This window comes from Luteibacter jiangsuensis, assembly GCF_011742555.1.
Taxonomy (GTDB): domain Bacteria; phylum Pseudomonadota; class Gammaproteobacteria; order Xanthomonadales; family Rhodanobacteraceae; genus Luteibacter; species Luteibacter jiangsuensis.
The window spans coordinates 14270-39453 of sequence record NZ_JAAQQR010000004.1 but is presented as its reverse complement, the minus strand read 5'-3'; the positions used below and the strand labels follow the sequence as shown (position 1 = coordinate 39453).

Here is a 25184-nt window from a genome sequence, read left to right as displayed (position 1 = left end):
CGTGTAGGAGCGCGCCTGCGCGCGACAGCCTTTCGCACCGGTCTGCAGGCTGGCGCGCCAGCTCCCGGCTTTGGCCTCAAAACATGTCGCGCGCAGGGCGCGCTCCTACAGCGGGTCCTGCCTGGCGCGAAAAGCGGTCAACCCGCCCCAAGGACTTCGAGCACGGCTTCTTCGGCGACGCCCGACACGATCTCAGCCTTGCCGATGCCGCGCCAGAGAATGAGCCGCAACGTGCCCGCGCTGTTCTTCTTGTCGAGCCGCATCAGTTCGATGAGCTGACTCGCCGGGTATTGGCGCGAGGTCTCGGTGGGAAGGCCCAGCCGGTGGAGCAGGGCAATCAGGCGCGCGGTGTCTTCGGCAGCGGACAGCCCCAGACGCTCGGAGAGCCTCGCGGCCAGCACCATGCCCACGGCCACGGCCTCGCCGTGCAGCAGATCGCTGTAATTCCCCGCGGTTTCGATGGCATGGCCGAAGGTATGGCCGAGGTTGAGCAGGGCGCGTTCGCCTTGTTCGGTTTCGTCGCGCGACACCACGCCCGCCTTGTAAGCGCATTTGCGCGCGATGGCCTCGATGAGGGGCGCGGTCTCGCGCGCGGCAAGCGCGTCGGCATGGGTTTCTAGCCAGGCGAAGAAGGCGGGATCGCCGATGGCAGCGCCCTTCACGACTTCCGCCAGGCCCGCGCGGTATTCGCGCTGCGGCAGCGAGTGCAGGAGATCGATGTCGGCAACCACCGCGCGGGGCTGGTGGAAGGCACCGGCGAGGTTCTTGCCCACGGGCAGGTTCACGCCCGTCTTGCCGCCGACCGAGGAGTCGACCATCGCCAGCAGGGTGGTGGGCATCTGAATGAAGTCGATGCCGCGCATCCAGCACGCCGCGGCAAACCCGGCGAGGTCGCCCACCACGCCGCCGCCGAGGGCGACGACGCAGGCGTCGCGCGTGGCGCCGAGCGCGCCAAGGGCTTCGAGCACCTTGCCCACGTTGGCGAACGTCTTGTGCGTCTCGCCGTCGTCGAGCAGGAACGAGGACCAATGCAGGCCATCCAGCCCCTTCGCCACGCGGTCGAGGTAGAGCGGTGCCACGGTGGTATTGCTCACCACCAGCACGTGCCTGCCACGGACGAGGGCCCGCCAGCGAGCGTGGTCCTCCAGCAGGCCCGGGCCGATCCAGATCGGATAACTGCGACCGGCGAGGTCGACGTGCAGGGTTTCCATCAGGTGCGTTTCCAGTGACGGTCGAGGAGGGCGATGGCGCGGGGAACCGCTTCGTCGACGCTTTCGCGGCGCCCACGGAAGATCAGGTCCGCGATGTCCTCGTACAGATGATTGCGGTGTTCGGCCAACGATTCCAGCCTGCCCCGGCGGTCGCCGCCGGCGATCATGGGGCGGGCCGTGTCGTGCTGGAGGCGGTCGAGTTGCTCGTCCACGTCCACTCCCAGCATGAGCACGGTACCGCGCGACATCAGCGCTTCGCGATTCGCCGGATCGAGCACGGCGCCCGCGCCGGTGGCCAGAACGATGCCCTGGCGCAGGCTGGACTCTTCAAGTTGCGCGCACTCGCGCGCGCGGAAGGCCGCTTCGCCCTCGGCCGCGAAAAGTTCGGCGATGGTCATGCCGCAGCGCGCTTCGATCTCCACGTCGAGATCGACGAAAGGCAGTCCGTAGTGGGCCGCGAGGCGCTGTCCGATCGAGGTCTTGCCGGCGCCCGTGGGCCCGACGAGAAAGAGGTTGGGCGAAGGATTCATTACGCCCATGATAGGGCACTCCGTTCGAATGTCGCAGGCGCCATGTCCGCAGAAAACACCACCGAGAGGCCCGTTCCGCGTTCTGTGCTGATCGCGGGCGCCGGCGACGTGGGCACCCGGCTGGCCCATCGCCTGCTGGCGAAGGGCCGGAAGGTGTTCGCCCTCCGCCGCGGCGAAGCAGCCGGCGGCGACGGCATCGTCTGGCTTCGTGGCGACGTGACCCGGCCGGGCACGCTTTCCGGCTTGCCGGCGGTGGATGCGGTGGTCTTTTCGCCGACCGCCGATGCCCGGGACGAAGCCTCCTATCGCGCGGTATTCGTCGATGGCCTTCGCCACCTGCTGGACGTGCTGCCTGTACCGCCGCAGCGGACCTTGTTCGTCTCGTCGTCCGCCGTCTATGGCGAGCACGGGGGCGGCTGGGTGGACGAAGACACGCCGCCGGATCCGCCGGGATTCAATGGCCGTGTATTGCTGGAAGCGGAGCGCAGCCTTGCCGCGCTGCCGGTGGGTGGCGTGTCCCTGCGGCTGGCGGGCCTCTATGGTCCCGGCCGCACGCAGCTGTTTGATCGCCTGCGCGAGGGCAAGGCGGCGGTGCCGCGTGGGCGCGAGGTCTATGCCAATCGCATCCACGTGGACGACGCCGCAGCGGCGCTCGCCTTCCTCCTGGAGCTGCCCGCGCCGGAAGCGGTGTATGTCGGCGTGGACGACACGCCGCTGCCGATCGACGTTCTTTACGATCACCTGGCCCGCCTCACCGGTGCGCCGCTGCCACCGGACGGCCCCGGCCCCGCAGGGATCGGTAACAAGCGCCTTTCGAACGCTCGGCTGCGCGCCGCAGGCTTCCGCTGCGCGTGGCCCGACGCGCGCGAGGGCTACGCCGCGCTGCTCGATTCGCACCCAGAAGGGTAGGAGCGCGCCCTGCGCGCGACAGCTCTTCGCGCCAATCTGAAAATCAGCGCGCCAGCTCCCATTCTCGGCCTCAAAAGATGTCGCGCGCAGGGCGCACTCCTACCCCGGAGGCGATGGCGTGGCGGTGCGCATCCAGGTGGATTACCAGGTCCACTTTCGCGCCCAATGTCTCCAACGCCCTGCGGCTGATCCGCTCGTAGTGCTGCAGGAAGCGGGACAGCGCGACAGCGTCCATCGCTGCCGGATCCCCGCGTCGGCGCAAGGGCTCCTCCGCCTCGTCGCGCCACGTCGCCACGATGTCCCACGACGGCGCCTGAAGAAGCACGAGGGCGTCGATGCGAGCCCAGATGGGGAGGTAGTCGGCGAGACGCTCGTCGACCCATCGCCGCCACCGGCCGTCGGCGTCCTCGACACGTTCCAGTGCATTGGCTGGCTCGACCAGCTCGGAGGTATCCGCGGCAGGCTCCACGCCCAGGCACCACCCCTCGAACACCACCAGTCGCGGCGGCCGTACCACGGAAGGCCACGACGACGGCTCCTGGCGCTCATCACGGCCCTTGTCGAAACGCGGGAGGCGCACCGGCGCGTCCGGCGATGCCTTGCCCAGGTTGTCCAGGGTGGAAGCGAGCAGCGCCAGGTCGTGCGTGCCGGGTACGCCGCGGGTGCGCAGCAGGGGGTGAACGTCCATCGCAAGCGCTTCGCGCTCGGCGCGGGTCAGGTACACGTCGTCCAGCGACAGCGAGACGGCGTCCCACCCACGTGCGCGCGCCGCGGCGACGAGACTGGCCGCAAGGGTGCTCTTGCCACTGCCCTGCAATCCCGAGATGCCGAGCACGAAGGGGCCTTTCGCACGCCCGATGGGTGCGGCAAAATGATCGAGGACAGCGGCCGCCTGCGTGCTAGCATCGAAGGACTCCATGGCCGACAGCATAGTCCCTCGTCATGCTTACACCGATCATCCTCGACACCTTCCGTGGCCTGCTCGACGAAGCCAAGGGCAGCGGCGATCCCGAACCCACCGCGATGAACCTCTCCACCGTCGACGCGGGCGGCAGGGTGCATTCGCGCATCGTGCTGCTCAAGGCCATCGACGAGCGAGGGCTGCGCTTCTTCACCAATTACGAGAGCGCCAAGGCGAACGAGATCGCGCAGCATGGGCAGGTAGCGCTGTGTTTCCACTGGAAGCAGATTCGCGAGGGCATCCAGGTGCGCTTCGAGGGGCGTGCCACGAAGACGGATGCCGCTGAATCGGACGCCTATTTCGCGACCCGCCCGCGCGGCAGCCAGATCGGTGCCTGGGCGTCGAAGCAAAGCCGGGAACTGCCCGACCGGCAGACCTTCGAAGACCGGGTGGCGCATTACGAGAAGGAATTCGCCGGCCGCGACGTGCCCCGTCCCCCGCACTGGGGCGGTTACCTCGTGGAACCGGACCGCGTGGAGTTCTGGTACGGCGCCACGTTCCGCCTGCATGAACGCATCGTGCACGCCGGGGACGGTACACACTGGACCAGCTGCCTGCTTTATCCGTAACGCATCCCGGGAGTTCGCCGTGAGCCGAGCCCAGCCTGTCCAGCACATCGCGCAGAGCACCTTCACGGTGCACACGCGGGGCCGTTCCCTCACCGAGGTGACCGACCGCATCGCAGAGGCCATCGTCGCAAGCGGCGTCGGCATGGGCATCGCGCACGTTTTCGTGCAGCACACGAGCGCATCGCTGCTTGTGGGCGAGAATGCCGACCCGACCGTCGTTGCCGACCTGGAACGCTTTTTCGCGCGCCTCGTGCCCGACGGCGACCCGCTGTTCCACCATCGCGACGAAGGCCCCGACGACATGCCCGCGCACGTGCGCACGGTGCTGACAGGCGTGTCGCTCTCGCTGCCCGTGCACGGCGGCAAACCGCTGCTCGGCACCTGGCAGGGCGTGTTCCTCTACGAGCATCGCCATGAGGCTCATCAGCGGAAGATCACCGTCACCGTTTCAGGTCATTGATGTCCGACGCCTATCCGCAGCGTATCGTCTGCCTCACCGAAGAACCGACCGAAGTCCTTTACGCGATCGGCGAGGATCATCGCATCGTCGGCATTTCCGGCTTCACCGTGCGGCCGCCGCGGGCCCGCAAGGAAAAACCGAAGGTATCCGCATTCACCAGCGCGAAGATTGGCCAGATCCTCGATCTGAAACCGGATCTCGCCATCGGTTTCTCCGACCTGCAGGCCGACATCGCCCAGGAACTCATCCGCGCGGGCGTGGAGGTATGGATCAGCAACCATCGCAGCGTGGATGGCATCGTTGCCTACATTCGCCGCCTGGGCGCGATGGTCGGGGCGACCGCGAAGGCCGAAGCCCTGGCGCAGCGCGCGGAGGAGCACCTCGCCAGCGTGGCAGCGCAGGCCGCCGCGTTGCCGCGCCGGCCCAGGGTTTACTTCGAGGAGTGGGACGAGCCGCTCATCACCGGCATCCGCTGGGTCGGCGAACTGGTGCGTATTGCCGGCGGCGACGACGTATTCCCTGAGCTGCTGGAAGAACCGCTGGCGAAGCAGCGCATCCTGGCCGACCCCATGGAAGTCGTGCGCCGTGCGCCCGACATCGTTTTCGGTTCCTGGTGCGGCAAGCGGTTCCGGCCGGAACACGTGGCGGCTCGCCCCGGCTGGGCCGACATGCCCGCGGTGCGCGACGGCGAACTGCACGAGATCAAGTCGCCGATCATCCTCCAGCCCGGTCCCGCTGCGCTGTTCGACGGCATCGACGCATTGCACTCGGTGATCGCGCGCTGGGCGCACCGCCAGGAGCCGGGTGCCTAGGGCATCGGAATCCAACGGCCGTGCCTGCGGATCTCGAGCGGCTTGAAACGCCGCTTGTAATCCATCTTGGGATGCCCCGCGATCCAGAAACCCAGATACACATAGGGGATGCCGCGGCGCCGCGCCAGTTCCACTTGCTGGATGATGCCGAAGGTGCCGAGGCTGCGCGCGTCCTCCTCCGGGTCGAAGAACGTATAGACGGCCGAAAGCCCCGCGAGGGTGACGTCGGTGACGGCAACGCCCAGCAGCCGGTTTCCGGTCCGGAATTCGAGGAATAGCGTCGGGCTCCAGGGGGCCGCGAGAAAGCGCTGGAAATCCTCGGCGTCCGCCGCATCCATGCCGCCGCCGCTGTGCCGGGCATGCAGGTAGCGTCGGTAGAGCGCATGGCGCTCGCGCGTGAAGCCGGGCATCTGCTCGCTCACCTCGATGTCGGCGTTGCGTTTCAGGCAGCGGCGCTGCGAGCGATCGGGAGAGAAGGCGGCCACGTCGATGCGACACGGCACACAGGCCTGGCACGCGTTGCATTGCGGCAGGTAAAGATGACCGCCGGCGCGGCGGAATCCTTTTGCCAGCGCAGGGGCGTACAACCGGTCGAGGTTCGGCGCGGCCGGATCGACCACGAGGTTCTGTGCCGTCCGCTCGGCAAAGTAGCCGCATGTGTGCGGCAAGGTCTGGAACAGGCGGACACGATCGGTCATGGCCCGATCTTATAGCGCCCCGGCCGACGCCGCGTCACCGCGGCGTGGAGGCTGTTCCGGAAGCGACGCATGGGTGCATCGCGGGCGGTCAGTCGGCGGAGGCGTCCGTCGGTCCGCGGATCATCGAGCGCAACGCGAGCGCCGACTCGAGGTGCTGGCGCGACCACGGACGCGAGCGTCCGCGAACGGTTTCCTGCCAGGTTTCGAAACTCTGCCGGGGCGACAGCCGGGCCCCGGGGATCGTCTCGAGCTTGGCGAGAGAAGGATTGCCGCCCCAGCGCACCTGGCGCACTTGCTCGGTGCGGGTCCACAGGATCGCGGCGTCCTGCCCGATGGGCAGCGGGAGGTACACGAGGCCCGCGGCCATCTGGGTCACGGCGGGATCCGCCAGATCCGCGCACCATGCGCCGATGTCGTCCGTGTGCACCATGTCCGCGAACGTGGCCGGCGCGTCTTTCGCCCTGTCGAGAATACGGGACAGTACCGTGTCGCCGGGTAGTTCGCCGTGCCGGACCATGCGTCCGTCGGCGGCGATCGCGATGCCGTCCGCATCCACCATGTCGAGCAGTTCCGGCGCGACGCGGCCAAGGAGTGCGGGGTCGATCCGGTCGCTCTCGTCGAAGGCCGTGATCAGCTTCTCGCGCACCGTCAGCAGGGCGCTTTCCAGTTCGATCTCGCCGAGTTCCTCGATGGCGGCCACGCGCGCCGCGAACGCGGTAGCGATGCCATCGGCGGCCTCGCGCATGCGGTGATCGGCGAAGAACGGACTGTAGTGGTGGCAGGAAATGAGGCCCCACAACGTGCCGCCCACGATGATCGATGCCACCAGGGTTCCCGTGACGCCCATGTTGCCCAGGTATTCCAGGTGCACGGGCGACACGCTGCGGAGCGACACGTCGCTGAGATCGGTGGCTTCGGCGGTGACGGGGTCGTAAGCGGGCAGGATGCGCGCCGGCACGTATTTGCAGTCGCTGATCTGACGCACGCGGTTGCGCAGGTAGAGCGCGCGGGCCTGCGCGGGGATGTCCGTGGAGGGGTAGTGCAGCCCTAGGTAGGCCTCCAGGTCGTCGCGCCGCGCTTCGGCGATGATCTCACCGTGCCAGTCGCGGTCGAAGCGATAGACCATGACCCGGTCGTAGCCCAGCAGGCTGCGGATGGTTCGCGCCACGCGCGCGCCGGCCCGCTCGACCTGGAGGTCTGTTTCCATCAGCCGTGCGAGCTCGCGCGCCACCTGCCGGGGATCGTCGTCGAAATGGACGTCGCGCCTTTCGATCTCGATCAGCCAGCGAGTGTCGTAGGCGTGCACGGCCGCGTACCACGGGCCACCGGCGCTCCCATGCGGGAGCGCCACGGGAGCCCATGCGTCATGCGCCGGCCGCGTGCCGTCGAACAGGCCGGAGGGCAGTTCGACGATTTCGTGCAGGGGCGCGTCGAGCGCGGTTTCCACGTCGACCCCGGTCACGTCGCCGATATTCTCGCTGACCTGCAGGACGGTTTTCGTGGCGGCGTCGACCACGAGCAGGACGCCATGCGGCTGGATCGAGCCGGGAATGTGGATCGGCTCGCGATCGCAGAGGGTGAGGTCGGGAAGCTCAGACATGCGAGGCGTGATCCTTTAACGTCTGTTGGTAGCGCGCAAACATGCGCAGTGCGCCTTCCACGGCGCTGCGCAGCGCGGCCGGCTCGGCCAGCATGCGGTCGAGCAACCCCTGGAAGCGGTGCCAGGGCGCTTTGGTGTTTTCGCCGATGGCGTAAAAACGGTGGGCCAGGGCAGGGAACCGTTCGCGGAGCCGTTTCACGATGACGCGGCCGCCGAGCGCCGAGCCTTCGATGACGTAAAGCTCACCCCAGCCCTGTAGGAGCGCGCCCTGCGCGCGACAGCTGTTGGGGCCGTGAGCCACAGGACCTGCCGCTTTCCGCGAAAAGATGTCACGCGCAGGGCGCGCTCCTACGAGGGTGTTGTCGCAAGCCGGGTGGGACAGATCCTCCAGGTCCCGGGCCAGCGCCTCGACGCGGGAGGCGTAGTGCCAGCCCTGCGCGACACCGATGCCTGCCAGCCACGCCGACCGCTCGGCTTCCCATTCGCTCAGCAGATGCCACTGGGCCGCCAGCAATGCCCGGTATGCCGTTTCATCCAATGCGCCGGCGAGCAGCCGTTGCATGAGCGGCGATGCCTCGGCCGCGTCGTGCGCGGCACGCGTGGACTCGCGAAGAGCGACGTGGGCGGGAGGGCGAACTGCGCGAGCGCCCTCCACTCAGAGCACCTGGGTGGCCTTGAGCACGACCACCAGCATGACGCCGGCGACGATCGCGAGCACCATGAGGCGAACGCGCGACGCGGTGCGCTGCGCCGCGGGCCGGTAGTCCGGTTGCCGGTGCATGCGCAATTCCTCCTGGAAGCGCACGACGGGCTCGATGCCGATGTCTTTCAGCAGGCCGCGCGCCTTCGGGAAGTCGTCGGCGCTTTTCACCCAGACCTGAGGCCAGGCATCGCGGTCGTTGTTCCGCTGCGAATAGCTGAATCGCTGATAGGTGGGCCGGTTCCAGCTCGAGCGGTTGGTCACCGTGGTTTCGATGCCCTGCTCGGTGAGCAGGGCGACGACACGGTCGATGTTGTCCTGGCGTGGCGAAGTGTAGATCTGGCGCATGCCCCCGATTCTACGGGAATCGGCCCGTGCCGGTTGCCGGGGCTCGCAATGCGCCCTTCACGTCGTCGAGCCTGCCGTCGTTGGGCAGCGGCTGCAGTCCCAGCAGGTGCATCAGAAGCGGGTAGATGTCCACGTTCGGGAACGGCGCGATGCGCGCGCCGCTCGCCATGTCGGGGCCACGGGCGACGAACAGGGCGCGCATGGTGGGATCGAGGTTGTCGTACCCGTGCTCGCCGCGCGACATCGGTTCCTTCCGTTTCGCCAGCACCTCATGGCTGGTGATCGACCAGCCCGTCTCGGCCAGGCAGAGATAGGCCGGCACGCGGGGGTTCTTGCCGTAATCGAGCCGCGCCGGCAAGTCTTCCTTGCGATAGCAGCGCATGTGCGCGTGGGGGGCGAGCAGGCGTGCCACCGCGCGCGACGCGTCTACGCCCGGCTTTGCGTTGAACGTGGCCATGACGCCGTAGGACACGGCGTCCAGCGACGCCAGATCGGTTTCCTCGTCGGCGAACACAATGTTGCCGCGGGGCACATCGGCCATGCCATGGTCCGACACGATCACCAGGTTGATGGCGTCGTAAAGCCCCCGGCGGCGCAGTTGCGCCACTAGGTAGCCCAGCGCGTCGTCCACCGTGCGCAGGGCGTCGTTCAGTTGCGTGGAGTCCGGTCCGAACTCGTGGCCGGCGTGGTCGACATCGTCGAAATAGAGGGTATCGAATACAGGTTTCGGGCCGGGTTCGTCGATCCACGACAGCAGCTTGTTTACGCGCTGGCGGGCCGTCAGCGAATCGTCGAAGGGGATCCAGTGATCCGGCCTCATCCCGTGGATTTTCGCTTCCGTGCCCGGCCAGAACATGGTCGCGGTGCGCAGGCCGTGCTTCTGCGCCGTGACCCAGACCGGTTCGGCTTCCGCCCACCAGCGGCCGTCGCTGGTGGCATCGCGGTTCGCAAGGCTGAAACTGCCCAGCTTCGTGTCCTGCATCGTGTTGTTGACGATGCCGTGGCGGTCGGGTACCCGACCGGTCACCAGCGTGTAGTGATTGGGGAACGTCAGTGACGGGAACGACGGCAGGATGTACGGCGCGCTGACGCCATCGCTGGCCAGGGCGACGAGGTTCGGAGTGAGACCGCGTTCGATGTAGTCGGCCCGGAACGCATCGATCGACACGAGCAGCACGGGGTGGCGGGCAGGCGCCGCCGTCGGCTGGGCGGCGCAGCCGCACAGGAACAGCAGCAAAAAGGTGAGCAGCGCACTCCAGCGCGACAACATGGTGTTCATGGGTAAAGACGTAGGCTCGTGCACAGACAATCCTTCCATGATGGACGAGTCCCATGACCAATTCATCACGCAAAATCCTGCTGGGCCTCCTCGCGGCCTCGCTGCCCGTCCTGGCGCTGGCGCAGAGCCAGCCCGCGAAGCCCGCGCCGCCGCCGCGTCCGAGGCCGGTCGTGATCACCACGCCGACTCCCAACGAGCAATGGCAGCGGCAGGTCGACCGCCAGCAGCTGCAGGACCGGCAAAACCAGAACGCGCTGCGCGAGCAGCTGCGACAAGGCTCACTCGACCGGCAACGCGCCAATACCACCGACCCGGCGCTGCGAAACCAGCTCGATGCCGCGGACCGCAGCCAGCAGCAGCTCTACCGCGCCCGGCAGGATGCGGCCACCCGCCAGTACCAGACCCTGCCGCAGCCCGACAGCACCCGCAACGCCCCGGCGCGCGCCGGTACCGCGGGCCGCTAGCGGCGCCCCCGGGCGCGGGACCATAATCGGGGATTCCCAGGATCGACGGAGTCCCCGATGACCGCAGTCACGCGCATCGACACCACCCGCATCGTTCGCGCGCCGCGCGGCAGCGAACTCACGTGTCGCAGCTGGCTTACGGAAGCGCCGTTCCGCATGCTGCAGAACAACCTCGACCCCGACGTTGCCGAGAATCCGGCGGAACTGGTGGTGTACGGCGGGATCGGTCGCGCGGCGCGCAACTGGGAATGCTTCGACGCCATCCTTCGTACCCTGCGCGAGCTGCGCGACGACCAGACGCTGCTCGTACAGTCGGGCAAGCCGGTGGGTGTCTTCCCGTCGCACCCCGACGCACCGCGCGTGCTCATCGCCAATTCGAACCTCGTGCCGGCATGGGCGAACTGGGAGCACTTCAACGAGCTCGATCGCAAGGGCCTGATGATGTACGGCCAGATGACGGCCGGCTCGTGGATCTACATCGGTTCGCAAGGCATCGTGCAGGGTACGTACGAAACCTTCGTGGAAATGGGGCGGCAACATTACGGCGGCAACCTCGCCGGCCGCTGGATCCTCACGGCGGGCCTGGGCGGCATGGGCGGCGCGCAGCCGCTCGCGGCCAGCCTGGCGGGTGCTTCGTCGCTCACCATCGAGTGCCAGCAAAGCCGCATCGACTTCCGCCTGAAGACACGCTACGTGGACGAGCAGGCCACGGATCTCGACGACGCGCTGGCCCGGCTCGAACGCTATGGCAAGGAAGGGCGGGCCGTGTCCGTGGCCCTGCTGGGCAATGCCGCGGACATCCTCCCCGAGCTCGTCCGCCGTGGCGTCCGCCCCGACGCGGTGACCGACCAGACCAGCGCGCACGATCCCGTGAACGGTTATCTGCCGTCCGGATGGAGCGTGGAGGAATGGTTCGAGCGCCGTAAGGCGGACCCGGCGGGTACCGCGCGCGCGGCCAAGGCGTCCATGCGGCGCCACGTAGAGGCGATGCTCGCCTTCCACGCCATGGGTGTTCCCACCTTCGATTACGGCAACAACATTCGCCAGATGGCCAAGGACGAGGGGCTTGCAGAGGCCTTCGCGTTCCCGGGCTTCGTCCCGGCCTTCGTGCGGCCCCTGTTCTGCCGGGGCATCGGCCCGTTCCGCTGGGTGGCGCTGTCCGGCGATCCGGAAGACATCTACAAGACCGACGCCAAGGTGAAGGAGCTGATTCCGGACGACCCGCACCTGCATCGCTGGCTGGACATGGCCCGGGAGCGCATCAGCTTCCAGGGCCTCCCGGCCCGCATCTGCTGGGTGGGCCTGGGCCAGCGCCATCGTCTCGGCCTGGCCTTCAACGAGATGGTTCGCAACGGCGAACTGAAGGCGCCCGTGGTGATCGGCCGCGACCACCTGGATTCCGGCTCCGTGGCCAGCCCCAATCGCGAGACGGAAGCCATGCGCGACGGCAGCGACGCGGTGAGCGACTGGCCGCTGCTGAACGCCATGCTCAACGTGGCCGGCGGCGCCACCTGGGTCAGCCTGCACCACGGTGGCGGCGTCGGCATGGGCTACAGCCAGCACAGCGGCGTGGTGATCGTGTGCGACGGCAGCGAGGCCGCCGACAAGCGCATCGCGCGCGTGCTCTGGAACGACCCCGGCACGGGCGTGATGCGCCATGCGGACGCGGGCTACCCCGAAGCCATCGCCTGCGCGAAGGAACAGGGCCTGGACCTGCCGATGCTGTGACCTGCGGATCGATCAGCGGCCGTTGGCCCATTCGGGGGTGTAGCGCTCGGGGTACAGGCGCTGCAGCGCCAGGACCTTCGGCCGATCGTTCACGGCGATGTACATCGAGTCCGGATTCAGGCGCATGTAGTCCTGGTGGTAAGTCTCCGCGGGGTAGAAGGCCTTCAGCGGCGTGACCTCCGTGACGATCGGCGCGGCGAAGGCATGGGCGGCCTTCAGCTGGGCCACGTAGGCCTCGGCAACCTTCTTCTGCTCAGGGGTGGCATAGAAGATGGCCGACCGGTACTGCGTGCCCACGTCCGGACCTTGACGGTTGAGCAGGGTAGGGTCCTGCGCTACCGAGAAGAACACCTGCAATAGTTGGCCATAACTCACCTGGGCGGGGTCGTACACGACCCGCACGGATTCGGCGTGGCCGGTGTCCCCGTCGCTTACGTCGTCATAGTTCGCGTGCGCGGCGTCACCGCCCGAGTAGCCCGAGCGCACGCTCTTGACGCCCCGCACGTGCTGGAACACACCCTGCACGCCCCAGAAGCAGCCACCCGCGAATACGGCCGTGGCATCGCCGGTGGCGGCCGGCCTGGTGTCGACGACCGGGGCGGGCAATTTCACTCCTTCCTCGCCGGCGGACGCGGCGGAACAGGCGGTGAGGGCGAGAAACAGGGAGGGAAGCAGGCGAAGGCGCATGGGGAGCTCCTGGGGGTGGGCCTGTCCGATCAGACCGGCCGCCCCGCGATTTCCTGACAGTCCGGACGGTGCCGGCTTTCACATTCGGCGCCCCGAGCCCTAAAGATTCGGTAAACGACGCCGATATCCCATCGGATGGGCCGGTGTGGTGGAGAGGAGCAAGTGGCTTACGACCTGGTAGAGAGACGCGTCTTCGTTGCCGACCTGGAGGTGGGCATGTACGTGAGCCGTCTCGATTGCGAGTGGTCGGACACCACGTTTCCCCTGCAGGGCGTGCCGATCACGTGCCAGGAAGACATCGACAAGCTGGCGCGATTCTGCAAGTACGTGTTCGTGGACCTGCATCGGCAGGCGGCCCGCGAGCGGCCGGCCCTGCGTCCGGCGCACGTGGCGGCCCCGGCACGTCCGGCACCGCCACGGCCGGTCGTGAACCCGCGCCTGGTATCCCGGCACGTCTATCGGGACACCGTTCGTTTCGAAGACGAGGTGCCCCATGCCCAGGCGGCATTCGACAAGGTGACGCGTTTCGCGGAGCGCCTGGTAGACGATGTCCAGCATGGCCGCAGCATCGAGCCGGTCGCGGTGGAAGAGGCAGTGCGCCCCCTCGTCGCGAGCGTATTGCGCAGCAGCGATGCCTTCGTGTGGATCGAGAGCCTGCGCCGACGCGATACTTACACCTATCAGCACGCCGTGGGCTGCAGCACCCTGGCGGCCGCGTTCGGCCGGCACATGGGCTTCGCCAGCGACGCCATCGTGAGCCTTGCCGCGGGCGGCCTGCTGATGGACGTGGGCAAGGTGCGAATCCCGGAGGAACTGCTCTCGCGCCAAGGCCCCCTCAACGATGACGAGTGGACGCTGGCGCGCCAGCATGTGGGGGAGGGCATCGCGATCCTCGACCACTCGGGAGTGACCGACGCCGAGGTGCGCGACATGGTGCTCACCCACCACGAGCGCTTCGACGGCAGTGGCTATCCCGCGGGGTTGGCGGGCACGGAGATCCCGCTGCCCGGGCGCATGGCCGCCATCATCGACACCTACCACGCCATGTCGTCGTCGCGCCCGTATCGGCCGGCGGTGTCCCAGCACGTGGCCCTGCGCCAGTTGTACGCGGGCCGGGAAGCCGCCTTCCAGGGTGAGCTCGTCGAACAGTTCCAGGCCTGCCTCGGGGTCTACCCCACCGGCTCCATCGTCGAACTCAACACGGGTGAAGTCGCCGTCGTGATGGTGCAGAATCAGGCGCGCCGCCTGCAGCCGCGGGTAGCCATACTGACGCATGCGGACAAGGGGCAGCGCGACGATTTCCTCATCGTGGACCTGATGAACCAGGTGGACGTCGTCCGCCGAGAAATCCTGCGCACCCTGCCGGCAGGCAGTCATGGCATAGATCCCAGGGAGTTTTTCATTCAGTGAGTGAGCGTGCCGATATCCTGCCAGCGGTGCAGATGATCCTCGACCGGGTCGTTCCGGATTCCGGTTGGCGTGCCGTGCTGGTGGTGCGGTTGCAGGGGATGCGCGAGGCGCAGCTGCGCTTCGGATACGAATTCGGCAACCAGATCATGCTGGCGGCGCGCGAGCGGCTCGTGGAAGCCGTGCGTCATTTCGACACGGTCTTCGTCGCCGGCGACGACACCTTCGTGGTGGTGCTGCCCTCGGTGCGCAACCGCACCCATGCGTTGCTTGCCGCCACCCGCATTGTCGGGGCCTTCGATGCCCCCCTGCTGCGCGGCGATCGTCCCTGGCACGGTCGTCCCATCGTGGGCGTGGCGGTGCACCCGGAGCACGGCACCTCCGCGGAACTGCTTTATCGCCGCGCGGAACTCGCGCACGACGAAGCCTTGCGCGTGGGCGAGGCCTTCGCGCTGTACCAGCCCGACGCCACGCCGGTTGAAATCCTCTATGGGGAACTTCGCGAGGACATCGAGGCCAACCGCCTTCATGTGGCCTTCCAGCCGCTACGCGACCTGCGTTCCGGGGAGATGGTGCGGGTGGAGTCCCTGTCGCGCTGGACCACCACCGCTCAGGTGCATGTGGCACCCGCCGACTTCGTCCAGTTCGCCGAGCGCAGCGACCTCATCGTTCCCCTGACGCGGTGGAGCCTCAACGCGTCCCTGCGCCACGCGGCCGCCTTGCATCGTGGCGGATGTCCGCTGGACGTTGCCATCAACCTGTCCCCGCGCGTTTTCGCGGAATCGGGGTTCGCGGAGCAGATGCTCGGCGCCATGGAAATCTGGGGCGTGCCGCCCACGGCAGTGATCGTCGAGATCACCGAGACCGCCCTGCTGACCGACCTGGACATGAGCGTGCGCGTGCTGCGCTGCCTGCGCGATCGCGGCGTGCGCGTGGCCATCGACGACTTCGGCACCGGCTATGCCTCGTTCGCCTACCTCCGCCATTTCCCGGCGACGGAACTGAAGATCGACCGGACCTTCGTCGATGCGATGAACACGGACAGCCGTACCGAGTTGCTGGTGCAGGCGATGATCGACGTGGCCCATCGCCTGGGCATGGAGGCCGTCGCGGAAGGCGTGGAGAACGAAGCCACGCTCCTCAGCCTCGTGGAAATGGACTGCGACCTCGTCCAGGGCTATCACATCGCCGAACCGATGAAAGCCGAGGAATTCGTGGCCGAACGGCTGGCGGCGGCCAGCCTGATCTGAAACCAAGTGTTTCTGTGCTCCTGTGGGAGCAACTGTTTTTTCAGAAGCCCTTCCCAAGCACAGAAGTTTCCCACGGGCATGCGAGCTTTGTGTGGGAGCCGCTTCAGCGGCGATGGGTGTTCGCGGCGAGCTTGCCCGCTGCCGCGGGATCGCCGGCAAAGCCGGCTCCCACAAGGTGCCATGCAGTCGCCATGGTGCGCGGTTCAAACGCCGCCGGCCAGCATCCTGTAGTGCGCGTCCAGTTCGCGCACCGCCACATCCAGCTTCGCCTCGTCCCCATCATTGACGATCACGTCGTCGGCCATGGACAAGCGGTGTTCCCGCGTCGTCTGGGCCGCGATCATCTTCGCCGCCAGGGCCGCGTCGATGCCGTCGCGCCGCACCAGGCGTTCGATGCGCACCGCTTCCGGGGCATCCACCACCAGCACGCGATCCACCCACGCGTAATGCGCGCGGTTCTCCGCCAGCAGCGGGATCGACAGGATGCAGTAAGGGCCGTCGTCGGCATCGACGGCGTCGCGTAGCCAGGTGCGGATGCGCGGGTGGAGGATGCCTTCGAGCGCGGTGCGGGCCGCCGGGTCGTCGAACACGCGCTTGCGCATCGCCGCGCGATCGAGCCGCCCGTCGTTATCCAGCGCATCGGGCCCGAAGGTACGGGCCACTTCCGCCAATGCCTCCGACCCGGGTTCGACCACGGCGCGTGCGGCTGCATCGGCATCGTAAGTGTGAATGCCCAGCGCCTCGAAACGGCGCTCGACGGCGCTCTTGCCCGACGCGATGCCGCCCGTGAGCGCGACGACGAAGCTCATCGCAGCCCGGTGAATTGCAGGTAGGCGGCCAGCAGGCGGTCGCCGGCGAGGAACCACACCCATCCCGCGGCGGCGATATAGGGGCCGAAGGGGAATGGCACGTCGCGCTGGTGGTTACGGAAGAGCATGAGACCGCCGCCCACCAGGGCGCCGATGAGCGACGACAGCATGATGATCGGCAAGAGCGACACGGGCCCCATCCACGCACCGAGGGCGGCCAGCAGCTTGAAGTCGCCGTAGCCCATGCCTTCCTTGCCGGTCAGCAGCTTGAACAGCCAGTAGACGCTCCACAGGCTCAGGTAGCCGATCAGCGCCGCCAGGATGGCCGAGCCGGGCGCCACGGGCAGTGGCTGCCAGGCGGGAATCAGCGAGAGGCCCAGGCCGATCCAGAGCAAGGGGTAATTGAGTTCGTCCGGCAGGAACTGCGTCCGGGCGTCGATGCCGGAAAGCGCGATGAGGAAGAACGTGAAGACCAGCCCCGCCAGCGCCGCCGGCGTGGGGCCGAAGTGCCAGACCACCAGGGCGCTGGCCACACCGGTGAACAGTTCCACCAGCGGATACTGGGCCGAGATCTTCGTGCCGCAATAACGGCAGCGCCCGCGCAGGAACAGCCAGCCCAGCACGGGAATGTTGTCGTAGGCGGCCAGCCGGTGCTTGCACTTGGGGCAATGCGAGGCTTCCAGGGCCACGCCCGGCGGCTTCGGGTCGTCCACCGGTTCGAGTTCCAGCACCTCGCGCGCCTGCCGGCGCCATTCCCATTGCATGCGCGCCGGCGTGCGCAGGATGACGACGTTGAGGAAGCTGCCCACAAGCATGCCGAAAACGGCGGCGAAGGCGATCCAGAGGGCGAGCGGGAGTTCGGGCATGGACGGTCCGTGGTCAAGAAAAACCCTCCGCCCGCGAAGGCGAAGGGTTCTTATTGTGCCTGCTTGCGGCGGCGGGGATCAGACCGTGCCGGCGAGCTTGAAGATGGGGAGGTAGAGGGAGATCACCATGCCGCCCACGAGGACGCCGAGGATGATCATGATGAACGGTTCGAGCAGGCTGCTCAGCGTGTCCACCGCGGTGTTCACTTCTTCCTCATAGAACTCCGCGACCTTGAACAGCATGTGGTCGAGAGAACCGGATTCCTCGCCGATGGCGGTCATCTGCACCACCATGTTCGGAAAGAGGTTGGTCTGCCGCATGGACAACTGCAACTGGTGTCCGACCGCGATGTCGTCGCGCATCTGCTTCACGGCGTCGCCATAGACCACGCTGCCGGTGGCGCCGGACACGGCGTCCAAGGCTTCGACGAGCGGCACACCGGCGTGGAAAGTGACGCCGAGCGTGCGGGCGAACCGGGCGATGGCCGACTTGTGCAGCAAATCGCCGATGACCGGAATGCGCAGGGAGAAGCGGTCCAGGAAATGGGCGAACTTCTCGGAGCGCTTCTTGAAGAAGATGATGAGGAATACGGAGCCGACGATGCTGCCGATCACGGCCCACCAGTATGACTGCATGAACTTCGACGCCGCGACCACGAACTGGGTAGGGGCGGGAAGCTCGGCCTTCGCCTCGGCGAACGTCTGTTGGAACACCGGCACGACGAACAGCAGCAGGATCATCGAGACCAGCAGCGCCACCACCAGAACCATGACGGGGTAGAAGAGCGCCTTCTTGATCTTCGACTTGATGCTTTCCATGCGCTCCTTGTAGGTAGCGACCGTATCGAGCACGGTGTCGAGCACACCCGCCGATTCACCCGCATGGACGAGGTTTCTATAGAGCTCGTCGAACTGCACCGGATACTGCGCCAGGGCCTCGTGCAGGGAGGCGCCGCCTTCGATGGCGCTCTTCACGTCGATCAGCATGTTCTTGAAGCGGACGTTCTTCTGCCCGTTCGCGATGATGTCGAAGGCCTGCACCATGGGCACGCCGGACGCCATCATAGTGGCGATCTGGCGGCTGAAGATCGCGACGTCCCTCGGTTTGACCGTGCTACCGGACGACCCGAAAAGCGGCTTCGCCTTCTCGCGCACCGTTTGCGGGTTCATGCCCTGGCGGCGCAGCTCCGCCTTCACCAGCGCGGCGTTCTTCGCCTGCATCTCGCCCTTCATGCGCTTGCCGCGCTTGTCGAGGGCGGTCCAGTCGTACATGACCAGCTTATTGACTTCGGCGCGCGCGGCGCCAATGGCGCGCGCGTTCTTCGTGGCGGTGGCGGTAGCCATGGCGCGGTGTTCCCCCCGGGTTGATGCGTCGTGGCCGCCCCTCCCGGGACGGCCATGTTCTTATTCTAGTTTGAACGGTAGGGCTGGTGTCTTTCTGCCGTCTGGCGCACATCTTCACATGCCGCGGCGGCCGCGGGCAGGCGTCAGTCCTTGGTGACGCGGTTGATTTCCGCCAGGCTGGTGACCCCGTTCCGGACCTTCAGGAGTGCCGAGGCGCGCAGGTCGTTGATGCCGGCCTTCTTTGCCACGTCGGCGATCTGCATGGCATTGCCGCCCTCCAGGACGATCTTCTGGATCTCCTCGACCATGGGCATGACCTGGTAGATGCCGACGCGGCCCTTATAGCCCTCGTTGCAGCTGTCGCAGCCGACGGCTTCGTAGATGGTGATGCCCTCGTCGATTTCTTCCTGGGTAAAACCCTCGGCCAGCAAGGCCGCGGGCGGTAGCTGGATCGGCCGCTTGCAGTCGTGCAGACGCCGAGCCAGGCGCTGGGCGATGATCAGGGTGACCGACGACGTGATGTTGTAGGGCGCGATGCCCATGTTCATCAGGCGCGAGATGGTCTGCGGCGCGTCGTTGGTGTGCAGGGTGGAGAGCACCATGTGGCCGGTCTGCGCCGCCTTCACCGCGATTTCGGCAGTTTCGAGGTCGCGGATTTCGCCGACCATGATCACGTCCGGATCCTGGCGCAGGAACGAGCGCAGGGCCGCCGCGAAGGTCATGCCGCGCTTGGTGTTCTGCTGGACCTGGTTGATGCCCTCGACGCGGATTTCGACCGGGTCTTCCACCGTGGAGATGTTGCGCCCCTCGGTGTTGAGGATGTTGAGGGCGGTGTAAAGCGACACCGTCTTGCCCGAGCCGGTGGGGCCGGTGACCAGCACCATGCCGTAAGGTTTTTCGATGGCGTCGAGGTAGAGCTTCTTTTGCGCGTCCTCGTAGCCCAGCTTGTCGATGCCCAGTTTGGCCGAGGAGCCGTCGAGGATACGCAGCACGATCTTCTCGCCGAACAGCGTCGGCAGGGTGCTGACGCGGAAGTCGATGGCGCGGGTCTTGGTCAGGTTGAGCTTGATGCGGCCGTCCTGCGGCACGCGGCGCTCCGCGATGTCCAGGCCGCTCATGACCTTGATGCGCGAGGCAATGCGATTGCCCAGCTTGATCGGGGCGGTGGCGACGACGCGCAGGATGCCGTCCATGCGCAGGCGCACGCGATAGACCGTCTCGAACGGCTCGAAGTGGATATCCGAGGCGCCACGCTTGATCGCGTCCACCAGGATCTTGTTCACGAACTTGACGACCGGGGCGTCGTCGTTGGCGTTGGCATCGATGCCCGTGGCGCCTTCGCCGTCCTCGTCGCCGCCTTCCAGGGCCAGATCTTCGAGGCCATGGTCCTCGAACCCGGGAACGCTGGCGCTCATGGCGGAGAGCGCGGTATCGATGATGCGGCGCAGCTGCCCCCGCTCGACCAGCACCGGCTCGACCATATGGTTCGAGTGGAACTTGATCTCGTCGAGCGCGTGCGACTGCATCGGATCGGCAATGCCGACGAACAGGCGCTTGCCGCGCTTGAAGAGGGGCAGGGCCTGGTGCTTGGTGATCAGGGCTTCGGTGACCAGATCCAGCGGCATGTTCGCCGCGGCCATCCCCCCGATGTCCATCAGGGGCATGCCGAACTCGGCCGACGCGACCTGGGACAGCTTGGCACTGTCGACCAGGTTGTGATCCACCAGCCAGGCGGAAAGTGAGACACGCTTCTCGGCGGCGTCCTGCACGGCCTTGCGGACATCAGCCTCCGGCAGCACGCTCTCCGTGACGAGGCGGCGAGCCATGCCGGTGAGGCCAGCCAGGATCGGCGTATGCATTTGTGAAGCCATCTGGACGTTTCCCCGAGATACGCGCCTGAATCTACTCTAGATTATAGGATTGGTCACGCTGCGAGGTGTGATGGGGCGGGGGTTCGGGCGAAGGTGCGGTCCGCGGTGCCCTTCTCGTTTCCCGCCGCCGATATCCCTTATGATTCAACGACCATGGGGGAGATATCTTGAGCCGTATAAGCATCATCCTGCCCGCCAAGAACGAGGCGGCAGCCCTGAAAGATCTTCTGCCCCGATTGACTGCTGCCCAGCCCGGGGCGGAGATCATCGTGGTCGACGATGGGTCGACCGACGACACCAAGACCGTGTGCGCCGGTAACGGGGTGACCTGCCTTTCGTCGCCTTATTCCATGGGTAATGGGGCGGCGATCAAGCGCGGGGCCAGGGCGGCAACGGGGGATATCCTCGTGTTCATGGACGGGGATGGGCAGCATGATCCGGCTGATATCGCGCGGCTTGTGGGCCGCCTTGCCGAGGGCTACGACATGGTCATCGGCGCGCGGTCCTGGGAGAGCCAGGCCGGGGTCGGTCGTGGCCTCGCGAACACGCTCTATAACTGGCTCGCCAGCCGAATGACTGGTCAGGTCGTCGCTGACCTGACGTCGGGATTCCGCGTTGCCCGTGCAAACCGTTTTCGGGAATTCATTCACCTGCTGCCGAATGGCTTTTCCTATCCCACCACCAGCACGATGGCGTTCTTCCGCAGTGCCTATGGCGTGGCGTACGAGCCGATCAAGGCGGCGGAGCGCGTCGGCAAGAGCCATATCAAGCCACTGAAGGACGGTCTTCGCTTTCTGTTGATCATCTTCAAGATCGCGACGCTCTACTCGCCCCTGAAATTGTTCGTTCCCGTCAGTTTCGCCTTCTTCGTCATGGGTAGTGCGAATTATGCGTATACGTACTTTCACTATGGACGCCTGACCAACGGCAGTACCCTGATGTGGAGCGCGGCCGTTATCGTTTTCCTCATTGGTCTGGTTTCGGAACAAATCACGTCCCTCACATACCGGCCCCACGAATGACGCGTCCCAGGGTCAGCGTCTGCGTGTCGACTTACAACCATCGTCGATATATCGCGGACTGTCTGCTTAGCGTGCTGTCTCAGGATGTCGACGCCGAGGTGGAGGTCTGGGTTGGCGACGACATGTCCAACGACGGTACCTCCGATATCGTCGCTTCCCTTGCCCAAGCCTGGCCAGGCCGGATACATCATGTCGTCCATGCAGAGAGGCAAGGTCCGATAGGCAACCTGCGCAGCATGATCGCGATGGCCGATGGGGATTTCGTCGCCCATTTGGATGGAGACGATTTCTGGCTCCCTGGTAAGCTTCGTGAGCAAATTGCCATGCTGCAAGCCGCACCGGAGTGCGCAGCTTGTTGCGCCAACGCTTTCGTGTTCGACGACGAGCGCGAACCCGTGGGCGTTTTCAGTAATGCGCGTTCACAGCGATTCGATACGGAAGGATTGCTTCGGCGAGGCAATTTCCTGAACCATAGTTCGCTTCTCTATCGAGGGGAGTTCCGGAAGATATTGCTGGACCTGGTGCCTCCTTTCATTGATTACCGCATACATCTGACGCTTGGTGCCGCGGGTGGCATGGCGTATACGTCGAAGGTACTCGTGGGATATCGATCGAACTCCTCGGGATCGATGCTGGTTCACGATAACGATGCCGTGCGTCGCCAGTACTTCGAGGCTATCGAGGCGGCTTTACCGGTCATTTCGGTCAAGGTGCGAGCGGAAGCATGCGCCGACTTTCTCCGCCGCGTCGCATTCCGGGCCTTACGGCTGAGGCGCCTGGCGATGCTCCAGGCATGGTGGCCTGCTGCCCTGCAAGGATCAGCGGAGACACCAGTCCGGTTTGCATTTCGTTGCCTGAGGAGCTTTCTCATGGAATCCGTCAGGCAGGGGATGCAAGCGTTTTCCACTTCCGTCCTGCGCACACGCACGCGCACCCTCTACTTCCGGTAATCATGCTTAAGCGCTTTGCAAGGCTGGCAAGGGCCGGCATCCTCGGTTGGCTCGCGCCGCGACGCCATGTTTGCGTGGTATGTGGACACGGCGTTGGAGGCTTTCTGCCCTATAGGAATGGCACGTCGTCCCTTTCCGGCGCGATGCGACAACTTGGACTCAACGGAAGTGATCTGGATAACTTTGAATGTCCGCGCTGCGGCGCGACCGATCGTTTACGCCATTTGAAGCTCTACCTCGAGGCTGAAGGCCTGCTGGCTCGCATGAAAGGGGCGCGGGTGCTTCATTTCGCGCCGGAGAAAAAGCTCGTCGAAGTGATTCAATCGAGCTTGCCGGCGGAATATTTGCGAGCCGACATCGAGCCACCGTCAACAGACGTCATCAAGGTCGATATCACGAGGATGCCGTTCCCTGACGCGTCCTTCGATGTGCTGATCGCCAATCATGTGCTGGAGCATGTCGATGGCCTGGCGGCGGCGCTGAAGGAGATCGAGCGCGTCCTTGCGCCGGGCGGCTTCGCCATACTGCAAACTCCCTATAGCCTCGTTTTGACCCGGACGTTCGAGGATCCCGGTGTTTCGACTGCGCAGGCTCGCCTCGAACTCTACGGTCAGGAAGACCATGTTCGTCTCTTCGGCAATGACATCGTCGAGCAGATGACCAGCCTGTCGGGGCTGCGATCTTGCGTGCGTACCCACGCAGAGGCCTTGCCTGGTATCGATGCGAGGCGACATGGGATAAACCCAAGGGAGCCTTTCTTCCTGTTCCGGAAGGATCGTTAACGGAAGCGGGGCAGGCCGTAGCGAAACAGCAGAGCGAGCTTGCGCGGGCACCAGGTAAATGCCGCGTAATACTGCGAACTGTCGATCGTCCGGGCCTTCTGCAATCGCTGCCTGTGGGCGAGGAGGGATTTACGTTCGCGCCATGCTGAGAGCGCCGCTCCGACATAGACCTCTTGCAGAAGCCGGCGATCCCGCCGAATCGCGGAGAACATCAAGCCCTCGCCCATCAGGGTCATCAGATGCGCGACAAGCACGGGAATCAGCCACATGCCAGGGGTGAAGACCACGAGCAGGAAGGTCTTGTTCCGCTCGCTGAGTCGTCGACGCCGGTAGGTTGTGAGCAGCTTCCCTTCATTCGCACGATTGCCGCCGAAACTCTGCCCTTGCATGTGGCGATACCCGGAAGCGGGCAGGCAACGAACATCGTATCCGCGCTGCCTCGCCGCACAGCAGAGATACATGTCTTCGGCGAGGGATTCCAGCCAGGCCGGAAAGCCGCCGAGCGCAAACCACAATGCACGGGGAATCCACATGCATGCCCCGATGCTCATGGCGACGTCGGGATGTCCTTCTGAAGTGACGGGGACCGGATTCATGAATGGGTCGAGCAGGCACCCCCGGTCGACCAGGTCGCCAGTCGACCAGTCGAACTGGGGAGCGGTGAGGATGGCGGGGCGAGACGCCTCGCGGGCGTGCGCCAGGAAGGTCGACAAGGCGTCGGGAAACAGAGCGGCGTCGTTGTTGAGCAGCAGGACGTACTCACCGCGACTGGCGGCCACCATGCGATTGTTGGATTCGCAGAATCCGACGTTGGACTCGCTGCGAATGACCCGGACCCCAGGGTGCCGCGCCAGGACCGCGAGGGAGGCATCGGTCGAGGCATCGTCGTGCACGATGATTTCGTAAGGCCCGGCGAAGTCCTGCGCGCTTATCGAGGCAAGGCATGCATCCAGCATGTGCTCGCCATTGTAATTGGCGATGCATATCGAACAGATCATCGATCTGCGCTCCATGACCTCTCGAGTCCATCGCGCAGCCCGACCCGAGGTGCCCAGCCGAATGTTTCGCAAGCCTTGCTATTGTCGAGCACGACTCTGTCGACATCATAAGGCGAGGCCGGCCGGTACTCGCGTAGCACAGGCTTGCCGGTTATCTCATCGATCAGGTCGAGTAGTTGGTTCAGCGGCACCGGAATGCTGCTTGAGGCATTGAAGGTGTGCGTTCCCATGGTGGCAGGCTGGCCCAGGACGTTCATGATCAGGTCGATAAGGTCGGACACGTAGAGGTAGTCGCGAATCGCCTGACCGTCTCCACGTATCACAACGGGCTCACCGGTCATCGCCGAATGGAATACGGTCGGCACGATGCCGAATCCCCGCCGATAGGGTTGTCCTGGTCCATACACGTTGGATGGGCGAAGCACCGTGACCGAGTGCTTGCCTTCGTGTGCCCATGCCGACAGGAATGCTTCCGCGGCGGCCTTTCCTGCGCTGTAGTAGGCCTTCGGCTCCACGTGCGACGTTTCGGTGGCGTTCCGTTCCCTTACGTCGCCGTAGATGGCCCCCCCGGTGGATACGAAGACCATGCGCTTCGGCGTTAAGCCGATGCTGGCCTCCATGAGTTCCAGCAGTGGCCGCAGGTTATCGTCAAGCTCCGCTAACGGCCTCCCGGCGCTGGAGCTGGGAGTGCTGGCACCCGCCAGCCATACGATGCCGTCGACATTGCGCAGCAGTTCGGTGTAGCCATCGGCGGTGAGGTTCCTGGCGACAACCGACTTCGTGTTCCCGAAAACGAAAGGTCGCCTTGAAAGCGTCACCACGCCATATCCGACGTTCTGGAGGCGGGAGAGGAGATGCGAGGCGATGAACCCACTCGCACCTGCGACCAACAATGTCGGCTTCATGGTCCGGGACAGGGTGGGGGCCAT

Annotated in this window: 26 protein-coding genes; 11 read left to right on the top strand and 15 right to left on the bottom strand. The window is 65.9% G+C overall.

The genetic code is table 11. The annotated features are described in order from the left end of the window. Positions 1-137: 137 nt before the first annotated feature. Both aroB and HBF26_RS10110 read right to left on the bottom strand, forming a co-directional pair. Complete coding sequence (gene aroB / locus HBF26_RS10115) at positions 138-1211, bottom strand: 3-dehydroquinate synthase (RefSeq protein ID WP_167125643.1); 1074 nt, start codon at positions 1209-1211, stop codon at positions 138-140. Then, positions 1211-1750, bottom strand: a complete 540-nt coding sequence (locus HBF26_RS10110; RefSeq protein WP_338039663.1) for a shikimate kinase — start codon at positions 1748-1750, stop codon at positions 1211-1213. The genes aroB and HBF26_RS10110 overlap by 1 nt, the downstream gene beginning before the upstream one ends. 33 nt (positions 1751-1783) lie before the next feature. Here HBF26_RS10110 and HBF26_RS10105 point away from each other — a divergent pair, with 33 nt between their 5' ends. Beyond that, complete coding sequence (locus HBF26_RS10105; protein WP_167125641.1) at positions 1784-2650, top strand: NAD-dependent epimerase/dehydratase family protein; 867 nt, start codon at positions 1784-1786, stop codon at positions 2648-2650. Between the two features lie 70 nt (positions 2651-2720). Here HBF26_RS10105 and HBF26_RS10100 read toward each other — a convergent pair whose 3' ends face one another. Next, positions 2721-3569 carry a kinase gene (locus tag HBF26_RS10100; protein WP_167125639.1) on the bottom strand — a complete coding sequence of 283 codons (849 nt, stop codon included), beginning with the start codon at positions 3567-3569 and terminating at the stop codon, positions 2721-2723. 23 nt (positions 3570-3592) lie between these two features. Between HBF26_RS10100 and pdxH the strand changes: the two genes are divergently transcribed. From pdxH to HBF26_RS10085, 3 genes are read left to right on the top strand one after another with little or no spacing between them, the layout of a single operon-like run. Then, positions 3593-4180, top strand: a complete 588-nt coding sequence (pdxH, locus tag HBF26_RS10095; RefSeq protein WP_167125637.1) for a pyridoxamine 5'-phosphate oxidase — start codon at positions 3593-3595, stop codon at positions 4178-4180. A gap of 19 nt (positions 4181-4199) precedes the next feature. Further along, positions 4200-4640 carry a secondary thiamine-phosphate synthase enzyme YjbQ gene (locus HBF26_RS10090; RefSeq protein WP_167125635.1) on the top strand — a complete coding sequence of 147 codons (441 nt, stop codon included), beginning with the start codon at positions 4200-4202 and terminating at the stop codon, positions 4638-4640. After that, positions 4640-5452 carry an ABC transporter substrate-binding protein gene (locus HBF26_RS10085; RefSeq protein WP_167125633.1) on the top strand — a complete coding sequence of 271 codons (813 nt, stop codon included), beginning with the start codon at positions 4640-4642 and terminating at the stop codon, positions 5450-5452. The genes HBF26_RS10090 and HBF26_RS10085 overlap by 1 nt, the downstream gene beginning before the upstream one ends. Here the strand turns inward: HBF26_RS10085 and HBF26_RS10080 are convergent. The 5 genes from HBF26_RS10080 to HBF26_RS10060 all read right to left on the bottom strand — a co-directional run bounded on the left by HBF26_RS10080 (position 5449) and on the right by HBF26_RS10060 (position 10077). Beyond that, positions 5449-6150 carry an arginyltransferase gene (locus HBF26_RS10080; RefSeq protein ID WP_167125631.1) on the bottom strand — a complete coding sequence of 234 codons (702 nt, stop codon included), beginning with the start codon at positions 6148-6150 and terminating at the stop codon, positions 5449-5451. The genes HBF26_RS10085 and HBF26_RS10080 overlap by 4 nt on opposite strands. 88 nt (positions 6151-6238) lie before the next feature. Further along, the gene (locus HBF26_RS10075) at positions 6239-7750 is read right to left on the bottom strand and encodes a GAF domain-containing protein (RefSeq protein WP_167125629.1); all 1512 of its coding nucleotides are present in this window, start codon (positions 7748-7750) and stop codon (positions 6239-6241) included. Continuing rightward, positions 7743-8405, bottom strand: a complete 663-nt coding sequence (locus HBF26_RS10070; RefSeq protein ID WP_167125627.1) for a biliverdin-producing heme oxygenase — start codon at positions 8403-8405, stop codon at positions 7743-7745. Before HBF26_RS10070 ends, HBF26_RS10075 begins: the two co-directional genes overlap by 8 nt. After that, the gene (locus HBF26_RS10065; protein ID WP_167125625.1) at positions 8406-8798 is read right to left on the bottom strand and encodes a hypothetical protein; all 393 of its coding nucleotides are present in this window, start codon (positions 8796-8798) and stop codon (positions 8406-8408) included. A 10-nt stretch (positions 8799-8808) separates the two neighbouring features. Further along, a complete protein-coding gene (locus tag HBF26_RS10060; protein ID WP_240151294.1) occupies positions 8809-10077 on the bottom strand; it encodes an alkaline phosphatase family protein in 1269 nt (422 codons plus the stop codon). A 53-nt stretch (positions 10078-10130) separates the two neighbouring features. Between HBF26_RS10060 and HBF26_RS10055 the strand changes: the two genes are divergently transcribed. Together HBF26_RS10055 and hutU are read left to right on the top strand one after the other, a co-directional pair. After that, a complete protein-coding gene (locus HBF26_RS10055) occupies positions 10131-10541 on the top strand; it encodes a hypothetical protein (protein WP_167125623.1) in 411 nt (136 codons plus the stop codon). Positions 10542-10598: 57 nt separating this feature from the next. Continuing rightward, positions 10599-12269: a urocanate hydratase gene (gene hutU, locus HBF26_RS10050; protein ID WP_167125621.1), complete on the top strand. Its 1671-nt coding sequence runs from the start codon at positions 10599-10601 to the stop codon at positions 12267-12269. A gap of 12 nt (positions 12270-12281) precedes the next feature. On the opposite strand, the gene msrA is transcribed toward hutU, so the two are convergent. After that, a complete protein-coding gene (msrA, locus tag HBF26_RS10045; protein ID WP_167125619.1) occupies positions 12282-12956 on the bottom strand; it encodes a peptide-methionine (S)-S-oxide reductase MsrA in 675 nt (224 codons plus the stop codon). Between the two features lie 162 nt (positions 12957-13118). On the opposite strand from msrA, the gene HBF26_RS10040 reads away from it, so the two are divergent. Both HBF26_RS10040 and HBF26_RS10035 read left to right on the top strand, forming a co-directional pair. Beyond that, positions 13119-14366 (top strand): HD domain-containing phosphohydrolase, encoded by a 1248-nt coding sequence (locus tag HBF26_RS10040; protein WP_167125617.1) that lies wholly within the window; start codon positions 13119-13121, stop codon positions 14364-14366. After that, positions 14363-15613, top strand: a complete 1251-nt coding sequence (locus HBF26_RS10035) for an EAL domain-containing protein (RefSeq protein WP_167125615.1) — start codon at positions 14363-14365, stop codon at positions 15611-15613. The genes HBF26_RS10040 and HBF26_RS10035 overlap by 4 nt, the downstream gene beginning before the upstream one ends. 203 nt (positions 15614-15816) lie before the next feature. Here HBF26_RS10035 and coaE read toward each other — a convergent pair whose 3' ends face one another. The 4 genes from coaE to pilB all read right to left on the bottom strand — a co-directional run bounded on the left by coaE (position 15817) and on the right by pilB (position 20503). After that, entirely contained in the window at positions 15817-16422 is a 606-nt protein-coding gene (gene coaE, locus HBF26_RS10030; protein WP_167125613.1) for a dephospho-CoA kinase, read from the bottom strand. Continuing rightward, positions 16419-17288 carry a prepilin peptidase gene (locus HBF26_RS10025; RefSeq protein ID WP_167125611.1) on the bottom strand — a complete coding sequence of 290 codons (870 nt, stop codon included), beginning with the start codon at positions 17286-17288 and terminating at the stop codon, positions 16419-16421. Before HBF26_RS10025 ends, coaE begins: the two co-directional genes overlap by 4 nt. A gap of 78 nt (positions 17289-17366) precedes the next feature. Next, entirely contained in the window at positions 17367-18632 is a 1266-nt protein-coding gene (locus HBF26_RS10020; protein WP_167125609.1) for a type II secretion system F family protein, read from the bottom strand. A gap of 143 nt (positions 18633-18775) precedes the next feature. After that, a complete protein-coding gene (pilB, locus tag HBF26_RS10015) occupies positions 18776-20503 on the bottom strand; it encodes a type IV-A pilus assembly ATPase PilB (RefSeq protein ID WP_167125606.1) in 1728 nt (575 codons plus the stop codon). A 167-nt stretch (positions 20504-20670) separates the two neighbouring features. On the opposite strand from pilB, the gene HBF26_RS10010 reads away from it, so the two are divergent. The 3 genes from HBF26_RS10010 to HBF26_RS10000 are packed head-to-tail and all read left to right on the top strand — an operon-like array spanning position 20671 to position 23257. After that, positions 20671-21525 (top strand): glycosyltransferase family 2 protein, encoded by an 855-nt coding sequence (locus HBF26_RS10010; protein WP_167125604.1) that lies wholly within the window; start codon positions 20671-20673, stop codon positions 21523-21525. Then, a complete protein-coding gene (locus tag HBF26_RS10005) occupies positions 21522-22475 on the top strand; it encodes a glycosyltransferase (protein ID WP_240151293.1) in 954 nt (317 codons plus the stop codon). Before HBF26_RS10010 ends, HBF26_RS10005 begins: the two co-directional genes overlap by 4 nt. Before the next feature lie 2 nt (positions 22476-22477). Further along, on the top strand, positions 22478-23257 hold the full coding sequence (locus HBF26_RS10000) for a class I SAM-dependent methyltransferase (protein WP_167125600.1): 780 nt from the start codon (positions 22478-22480) through the stop codon (positions 23255-23257). Here the strand turns inward: HBF26_RS10000 and HBF26_RS09995 are convergent. Next, the gene (locus tag HBF26_RS09995; RefSeq protein WP_240151292.1) at positions 23254-24255 is read right to left on the bottom strand and encodes a glycosyltransferase family 2 protein; all 1002 of its coding nucleotides are present in this window, start codon (positions 24253-24255) and stop codon (positions 23254-23256) included. The genes HBF26_RS10000 and HBF26_RS09995 overlap by 4 nt on opposite strands. Next, positions 24252-25184: an NAD-dependent epimerase/dehydratase family protein gene (locus tag HBF26_RS09990; RefSeq protein WP_167125596.1), complete on the bottom strand. Its 933-nt coding sequence runs from the start codon at positions 25182-25184 to the stop codon at positions 24252-24254. The genes HBF26_RS09995 and HBF26_RS09990 overlap by 4 nt, the downstream gene beginning before the upstream one ends.